General features: G+C 25.1%; 2 protein-coding genes. One reads left to right on the top strand and one right to left on the bottom strand.

Annotated features, from left to right (window positions below):
* Window positions 1-248 precede the first annotated feature (248 nt).
* Entirely contained in the window at window positions 249-839 is a 591-nt protein-coding gene (plsY, locus tag E6248_RS14640) for a glycerol-3-phosphate 1-O-acyltransferase PlsY (RefSeq protein ID WP_316341519.1), read from the top strand.
* 292 nt (window positions 840-1,131) lie between these two features.
* Here plsY and E6248_RS14635 read toward each other — a convergent pair.
* Window positions 1,132-3,394 (bottom strand): DEAD/DEAH box helicase (locus E6248_RS14635; RefSeq protein WP_316341518.1); only part of this gene is annotated, 2,263 nt, incomplete at its 5' end.

Genomic DNA, 3,394 nt, shown 5'->3' with positions numbered 1-3,394 from the left:
CTTTATTACAACTTATATATATTTTTAATGAATAACATTAAATTTCTCTTGTATATTTTCTAAATCTAAAATAATATTATTTTAGTAGACATACAATATTATTTTAATCTACGCTTTCTATTTATATAATTTACTAAAGAATGTTTAAACTTACAATTTTGTAAAAATATAGGTGTAGATTATTAATTGAAAGGTATATATAATATTGTTTTAATTTTATTAAGATTCAAAGTTTATAGGAGTTTATTATGTTAGCATTATTAATTATTTTAAGTTATATTATGGGATCTATACCTAGTGGATACATTATAGTTAAGAAAAAATTAAATAAAGATGTAAGAGATTATGGAAGTGGAAATATAGGAGCTACAAATGTCAGGAGAGTAGCAGGTAAAAAGATTGGAAAAATAACAGCTATATTAGATATGTTAAAAGCAATATTACCAGTAGTTTTAACACAAATTCTATTAGCTAATAATATATTAACAACTAATAAAAGCTTAAGTTTAGGACTAGTTGCATTAGCAGCTATATTAGGTCATAACTATACTATCTTCCTAAAGTTCAAAGGTGGTAAAGGAGTTGCAACTTCTGCTGCTGCATTTATGTTTATAGTACCTAAAGCTTTTATAATTACAGCTATAGTCTTCTTTGGTCTAAAACTTTTCACAAAAATAGTTTCTATTAGATCATTAACTGCCGCTGTAGTTTTATGCGTCTCTACTTGGCTTTTAGGATATGATAAATACTTAGTTATATCAACATTTATAACAGCTGTTCTTTGTTTCTGGAGACATAGAGCTAATATAAAGAGATTAATTAATGGAACTGAAAAATAACAGTCATTATAATAATGTAAAATGAAGAATTAAAAATGAAAAATTAATGAAAAAACTTATTTATGAGTTTTAAAAAATCTTTTTAAAGTAATTTGTTCCAAATTATTTTATTCATTATTTTCAAAACTCCACTAAGAGTTTTTCATTAATTTTTAGTTCTTCATTTTTAACTATTACTTTTTTATTTTAATTTTATGGCAGTTTCTTGTATAATTAACCCACCTCATATTTTTATCTAATAAAACCAGGTTATTAATTTGAAGTATCTAGCCTATATACCCATATCTATCTACTAACTAAAAAGATTTAGTAATTCCTCTTCTGTAATTGAATTTAGTTTATCTCCCTTTAGGATATCTCCATCTATGACCTTACTTATTAATTCTTTCTTTTCTTCTTGTAATTTTATAATTTTCTCTTCTATAGTATCCTTTGAAATTAACTTTATAACTTCTACTACATTCTTTTGTCCTATTCTATATGCCCTATCTGTAGCTTGATCCTCTACAGCTGGATTCCACCAAGGATCGAAGTGGACAACTATATTTGCTCCTGTTAAGTTAAGCCCTACTCCCCCTGCCTTTAATGAAATTAAAAATACATTTGTATTTCCTTCATTAAATTCCTTAGCTAGTTTTAGTCTTTCCTTTGCCTTTACACTTCCATCTAAATATAAGTATTCTATATCATTATCCTTTAATTTATTTCCTATTTTACTTAAGGCTGAAGTAAACTGAGAAAATATAATTATCTTCTTATTAGATACTAATCCCTCATTAACTATTTCTTCTACAGCCTTTATCTTAGAGCTTTCTTCTTTGAAATCTTCAATTAATAATGAAGGATCTAAGCATAATTGTCTTAGTTTTGTAAGATAAGAAAGTATTAATATCTTATTATCCTTGTTTTCCTTAAGCTTAATTTTAATTTCTTTCATAGCAGAATTGTAAACTTGTCTTTGCTTAGTTGCCATAGGAATTATATATTCTTTTTCTATTTTTTCAGGTAATTCCTCTAATACATCTTCCTTAAGCCTTCTTAATATAAAGGGAGAAATAAGCTCCTTTAATTCTATTAACTCTTCATCACTGCCCTTTACAAACTTCTCTTTAAATTTTTCTTCAGAAAATAAATACATTGGCATTATAAAATCAAATATTGACCATAATTCTAATAAGTTATTTTCTATTGGAGTTCCAGTTAAAGCTATTTTAGTATTAGCATTTATTGATTTAACAGCTTCTGAAATCTTAGATTTTTTATTCTTAATATTTTGTCCTTCATCAATTATACAAAAATCAAAATTCTTATCTTCATATAAGGATACATCTCTTCTTATTGTTCCATATGTAGTTAATAAAACATCATAATTATTATAATCCTCTAAAAGGTTGGTTCTATCTTTTAAGCTCCCATGAATAATCCCAATCTTTAAACTAGGTGCAAACTTCTTAAATTCACTTTCCCAATTATATAAAACTGAAGTTGGTGTAATTATTAAACTTCTCTTTCCCTTTTTAGATAATAATAAAGTTATAGTTTGAATAGTTTTACCTACTCCCATATCATCTGCAAGTATCCCTCCAAAGCCTAAATCCTCAATTGACCTAAGCCAGTTATACCCTATTATTTGATATTCCCTAAGCTTTGCATTTAAATTTTCTGGCACCTTATATTCCTTATCTTTATTTTTTAGATTATCTACTAAAATATTTATTTTTTCTTCTCCTGAGATAAATGGAAGTCTATTATTATTCATCTTATTTTCCAAATGTAGCAAATTAAACTTATCTACACAAATTTCTTCTTTATATGCATCACCAAATAAATTCAACTCTTCTATGGTACTTAAGAATGTATTTACTCTTATATCTCTTAAATCTAGCAACCTATCTTTTTTAGTTTTATAAAAAAGACTTCCCATCTTCATTTCTCTTAAAGCATCTGGAATTTCTTCATATTCTAAGCCTTCTACTTTATACTCAAAATAATATCTTCCATCATATTCTTTAATTGCACTTACAATACTCTTATAATCAATAAGGCTTATATCTTTAAAATCTTTAGCTAATATAACCCTTCCTATTTTATTTAAATACTCTAATCCTTCCTTTAATAAAACATAATTATCTTCATCATTACCTATAAATATAAATTTATTATCTCTCTTTATAAACCTATATTTTTCAAGAGCCATTTCTAATTTCTCTATATTTCTTTCGTCCTTAATTCCTTCTAAATTATTAATATAATCTATTTTAAAACTGCAAATTATATTAGAGCCTTCTTTTGATATATAAAATTTAGGCGTATTAACCTTGTTTATTTCATCTTTTATACTTTCATCTATAATAACATTTTTAGAAACTTCTCCTAAGATAACTAATAGCTTTTTAAGATTTTCATCTGTATCTTTATAAACTAAATTATCTTTTTCTTTTAGCTTTTCATAAATACCTTTATAATATTTTAATTGTTTTTCTGATGGTAAATATATCTTCTTATCATAAATCCATACTGATTTATTAGAATCTAAAGGCATGATAGTTTTCTTC

This window comes from Clostridium sp. (assembly GCF_032552055.1).
Taxonomy (GTDB): Bacteria; Bacillota; Clostridia; order Clostridiales; family Clostridiaceae; genus Clostridium.
The sequence above is the reverse complement of the archived record's forward strand: the minus strand, read 5'-3'. Positions and strand labels throughout refer to the sequence as shown.

Coding starts and splice junctions, on each gene's coding strand:
- plsY (WP_316341519.1), top strand. CDS start 249: ATGTTAGCATTATTAATTATTTTAAGTTATATTATGGGATCTATACCT.